Raw genomic sequence first — 5,417 nt, forward strand, 5'->3', positions numbered from 1 at the left:
GTAATTACCTCTGTTCAATATATTTTTTATGTATGTGATTCCTTTATTTTTATTCCATAAAGGCAGTTTAGAAAATAATGTTCCTTTTTCCATACCTCTTTATTTTTCTAGTACATCTGAACGAACTAGTTTTTAATCATCTGTTTTAATTACACCTGTTGAAATTGAACCTTTCTTCTGGCACCTGTCCATTTTTAATATTTAATGACAGGTTTTCTTTTTCAACAGAAGTGATTGAACTAGAAGAGTAAGATACTGTACTTACTTCTACTTTTAAAGAAAAAACTGGACTTACTAGAACAAGCACACGCTAAAGCTGCGGGAGTTATTTTTTCATTTGACCCATTTTATTTCTTCCTCTCTTTCATCATATCTACAAGATTACAAAAGATGAAATTATACTTATACTATTCACTTCAGATTAAAATATAATCACCCTCGATACAGTAATCTTATTATATATATCTTTCAATTTCCTTTCGTAAATGTTACAAAAGTCTTTCAACCGACTCATTTTTTTCTGATGTAACAGGAAGAGTAAACCAAAATTCACATCCCTGTTTCCCATCTTGGCGGTCCCGAACACCAATTTGTCCTTTATGCAGTTCAACTAGCGATTTTGCAATAGCTAAACCAAGCCCAGAACCTCCAGATTGTGAACTTCTTGATGGATCCGTTCTAAAAAAACGGTCAAATATACGCAATTGATCATCTGGAGAAATCCCTTCTCCTTCATCACACAAAGTGAATTGAACTTGCTGCTTCTGTTTATTTTCCTCTACAATTAATTCGATTGTTCCACATGTAGGAGAATGCCGAATCGCGTTATGCAACAAATTATTGATAACTCGTGCTATTTTACATGGCATAATCCAAATTCGTGGTAATGTCTCAGAAACATGCAATTGCAAATCAATCTCTTTATCTTGTAATAAGATATCATGTGAATCTATTACTTTTAATAGAATGCTATCTACATGTATTAAACTTGGATGAAAAACTTCTTGTCCAAGTTCTAACTTAGAAAGGTCAAATAAATCATTAATTAATCCACTTAATCGTTGTATATCATTTAGGATTGTCTTTAAATATTGTTGTTTCATATCAGGGTCTTCAATTAATCCATCTTGTAACGCTTCTACCATCAATTGTATGCTAGCCATAGGAGTTCGTAAGTCGTGGGAAATATTCGCAATCAGCTCTGTACGTGCTTTTTCTCCTTTTTCTAACTTAGCAAAGCTTTCGTCTAGTTTTTTGGCCATTTCTTGAAAAGCTTCTGCTAATTCTTTAAATTCTTCCGGTTCTTTTCCTATTATGTACATCGTTCCAAATTGTCTATCACTAAATTGTTTGGTTAAGGCAATTAAATTTTGAATAGATCTCATAATAGGGCGTGTCATTAACCAGTAAATAATCGTAGAAATAATCATTGCTACAATTACTATTACTATTAATAATCGTGTCTGTTCTGGTCTAAGTAGCATTTGCCTTTCACTGTACCATATGGAAATCACCATGATACCCGTGCTTAATAGATTCATCAATAACAGTTGATATCGTAACTTCATTTATCGTTTCCTCCATCTGGTTCAAAACAATAACCGATGCCCCAAACCGTATGAACCCAACGATTCTTTGTTGTATGTTTCTCCAATTTCTCACGTAAACGACTCATTAATACAGTTACTGCATTTGTGCAACCTTCATACTCAAATCCCCAAATTTGTTCAAGAAGTTGAGACCGTGAAAACACCTGTTTAGGATGTTTTGCCATGAGATAAAGCACCTCAAACTCTTTCACCGTTAGCTCTATTTCATATTGACAAACAAATACACGTCTTTTCGTTGGATCAATTTTCAAATCTAGAAACTCTATCATTCCTGATTCAGGCTCTATTCCTTGAGGTGTTACTTGATTTCCTCTTCTTAGTATAATTTGTACCCTTAATACTAATTCACGAGGCGAAAAGGGTTTTGTTACATAATCATCTGCCCCCATTGTTAATCCTAAAATCCGCTCCCTTTCTTCTCCTCTCGCGGTTAACATGATAATAGGTACATTGGAATGTTGGCGAATTTCCTCACATAGTTCCCAACCATCTTTTTCTGGCATCATCAAATCTAAAATAATTAGATCTGGTTGAAAATGTTGAAATATATTCCATCCTTCTGCTCCGTTCACAGCAGTGTATACCTCATACCCTTCCCTTTCTAAGTACCGTTTACATATCTCCCGTATATTATCTTCATCTTCTATAATTGCAATTCTTGTTTTCATACATTAAATCTCCTCTGTTCCTTCATCAATGGCGAATGATATAAAATCAATATTCGTAAGTTCATATTAGTTTATATACATTACATTTCCCTTTCAAAAATATAACAAAACCCTTTCACAAACATCATAAAAAGTTATCACTCAAGTAAAAAAGTTTCATTTTCTATAGCTGAGAAAAAGAAACTTTTCACTTTAAAGATATACATGCGATTTAACCTAAATGGGATTTAGAGCAACCTTCTTTTCCCTAAATTAATTTTTTATCTCCCGTTACATTATGAATCTAACTTTTTAAGTGACTTTTGAAAGGAGCCTCTTACTTCTATGCATAAAATATAACGTCTACTGCAACTAGGAGTTGTACTTCAAATTCAAGTTTCATTATCTCTATTAAATCCATTTTTCTTTGCCTGATCAAATCACTTCAGACCACCTATATTTCTACAATATAATCGTCTGATTTTTCATTTTCAGAGATTTATTTGCTAGTTATGATTACATGCTATTTGGACTAACATCACCAACTGAGTCACCGTTATAAATTGGGAAAAACAGAGTAACAGTAGTTCCTTTCCCAACTTGGCTTTTTATACTTATTTTCCCACCATGGCTTTCAATAATTCGATAACTCATCATAAGCCCAACACCCGTCCCTTTTTCTTTTGTACTATAAAAAGGTTCACCTAGTCTTTTAATTCTTTCTGAAGGAATACCTACTCCTTTATCTAAAATACAAACCTTAACCTCGGTACTATTATGTTTTTTCACATTAATGATGATTTCTTGACCATTTTGTATAGCCTCAATAGAATTTTGTAAAATACTATAGAAAACTTGTTTTAATTGAATTTCGCAACACTCAATCAATAAGTTTTCAACATCCATGTTCAATGCAATTCGAATATTTTTCATAATTGCTTGTGTACTTATTAAGTCGACTACATTATCTAATATAGTACAAAGGTTTTTCGGTTCAAATACTGCAACATTCGGTTTTGCAATAGATAAAAATTCTTGAATAACCTTTTCAATACTACTGATTTCAGAAAGTATTAGGCTTAAATAGTCTTTATCCTTCCCTACTTCCTGTTGCAATAATTGCATGAAGCCTTTAATCACTGTTAATGGGTTACGAACTTTATGAGCGACCCCAGCTGCCAATTGTCCTACTGCATTAAGGGTATCTGATTTCTTTAATAATTCCGTCGTTATTGTACGCTCTGTAATATCACGTACAATAATCATAATTTCATCCTCAAAAAGCGGTAAAAGTCTTGCTTCAAAATAATAAATTTCATCATCTAGTTGTAGAGAATAATCTATTAATACAGGAGCGGATGAAGTTTTTATTTGATTAATAGCCTTCTCAAATTGCTTTATGATAGGAACTGGTAATATCTCTTGGAATTTCTTCCCTATAAATTCTTCAATTGGAACATAAAATTTGGATACAGAATTAACTTTACAATCCTTAATGGTCCCATCAAGTTCTGACAAAAAATACAAATCAGGAATTGCTTTAAAAATTAATTCTAGTTCAGTCGAGGTTTGTTTAAGTTTCTCTTCCATCCTCTTACGCTTAGTAATATCAATTCCAATTGCTCCGAAACTCCATCCTAAAGTTGGAATACTATGTAATATATTGGACCACATAATAGTTTTTATCTCACCATTTTTACATGTGATATCCATCTCCCAATCTCTAAAATCGTGACCACTTTGCAACAAATCGTTACGATTAGGTCTATGAGGATGTAGCAATTTCATCGCTTTTGGATTGTTAATTATTTCATCTGCATTATATCCAGTTACTAATTCACATTCCCGATTCCACATAATAATATTTCCTTTTTCATCAATAGCATTAATCATAATCGGCATATTTTGTAATATACTGCCTAAACAATTTTCCTCATGATTTGTTATCGCATTCATTTGTGAATCTTTTTCATGAATTTTTTTAAGGTGTAATTGTTGTGTTGCCATCTCTTCAATTAGATTTGCAATGCATTTAAAATGTGTTATATGAGAATCCGCAATAACCTCTTTATTACTACTTGTTCCTATAACAAAGGTTGCTATATGCTCCTGCTCAATAATGATCGGAATATGCATTTCTTGGGACGATTGGATTTTTGGATTATGAAAAAAAGGGTCACCTTTGGAAAATATAACATTTTGATTATTATCAAGGAGACAGAATGGAACTTTAGTTAAATTATAAAATTGCTCTGTTATATTCTTAAACTCGTTTATATTTATAAGATCTTTAAGTGTGTATTTCATTATTTAACCCATCTCCTTTATATTTACTATATCTTTAAGACTCCCAATATAAATTTTCCAACTAGAAACAATAAACAATTCCCTATTACAATGATGGATTCGTTCTGAAATACCCTAGGATCAACCGCATACTTGTATAGAGTAATAATACAAAGGTTTAAACTATAAAAAGGGCCGCAAAGCTTTCTTAAAAAAACGCTATGCGGGCTTATGTTTTCTTGTTTCACCTAAATAAAAATCAATTGTATTTCTTTCTGAATCAACGGCACGCTATAAGTAAATCTATTATCTTCTTACTTTTATATAAACTATTTAATTCTAAATCATACTGATAAACCTAGTTTATAATCATTGTACAAACAAAAAACAATCTATATTTCCCTATTATCTTTACTAATTTTAATATTTACAAACTAAGCAATTACAACGTTTCATCATCCCTATCAAATCTCGAAATCTTATGTTGTATCATATCTGCCATCTTAAAATGAGCATAATTTTTTGATTAATAATGTTTTCATTTAAATGCTATTGGTTTATTCATACTATTTCCCTTTATGTTTAGATTCATAACATGAGTATGTCCAAGTTTGATAATACATTTTTATTCACCAAAATTTTTTGTCCCCTCCTAAAGACATTTTTTCATGCTCTCCTCCGTAATATAAGTCTATTTTGATAACAAAAATAGCTTTTGTAACTTTTGTAACTGATTTTGTAATTAATGAAACCAGACATAAACCAAACGAAAACCAAACATAAACCAAATATAAACCAAATATAAACCAAATATAAACCAAATATAAACCAAATATAAACCAAATATAAACCAAATATAAACCAAACGTAGAAC

4 protein-coding genes are annotated in these 5,417 nt (G+C 31.4%); all 4 read right to left on the bottom strand.

Annotated elements, in window-relative coordinates; translation table 11 throughout:
- Positions 1 to 488: 488 nt before the first annotated feature.
- Positions 489 to 1,568, bottom strand: a complete 1,080-nt coding sequence (locus JTF23_RS27215; RefSeq protein WP_088059485.1) for a sensor histidine kinase — start codon at positions 1,566 to 1,568, stop codon at positions 489 to 491.
- The gene (locus tag JTF23_RS27220) at positions 1,565 to 2,278 is read right to left on the bottom strand and encodes a response regulator transcription factor (protein ID WP_088078998.1); all 714 of its coding nucleotides are present in this window, start codon (positions 2,276 to 2,278) and stop codon (positions 1,565 to 1,567) included. Before JTF23_RS27220 ends, JTF23_RS27215 begins: the two co-directional genes overlap by 4 nt.
- Before the next feature lie 495 nt (positions 2,279 to 2,773).
- Positions 2,774 to 4,564, bottom strand: coding sequence for an ATP-binding protein (locus tag JTF23_RS27225; protein ID WP_016105563.1), 1,791 nt, complete (start codon positions 4,562 to 4,564; stop codon positions 2,774 to 2,776).
- A gap of 608 nt (positions 4,565 to 5,172) precedes the next feature.
- On the bottom strand, positions 5,173 to 5,417 hold a 245-nt coding region (locus JTF23_RS27230), incomplete at its 5' end, for a hypothetical protein (protein ID WP_204210275.1).

It is taken from the genome of Bacillus sp. RIT 809 (assembly GCF_016892495.1).
Taxonomy (GTDB): domain Bacteria; phylum Bacillota; class Bacilli; order Bacillales; family Bacillaceae_G; genus Bacillus_A; species Bacillus_A cereus_U.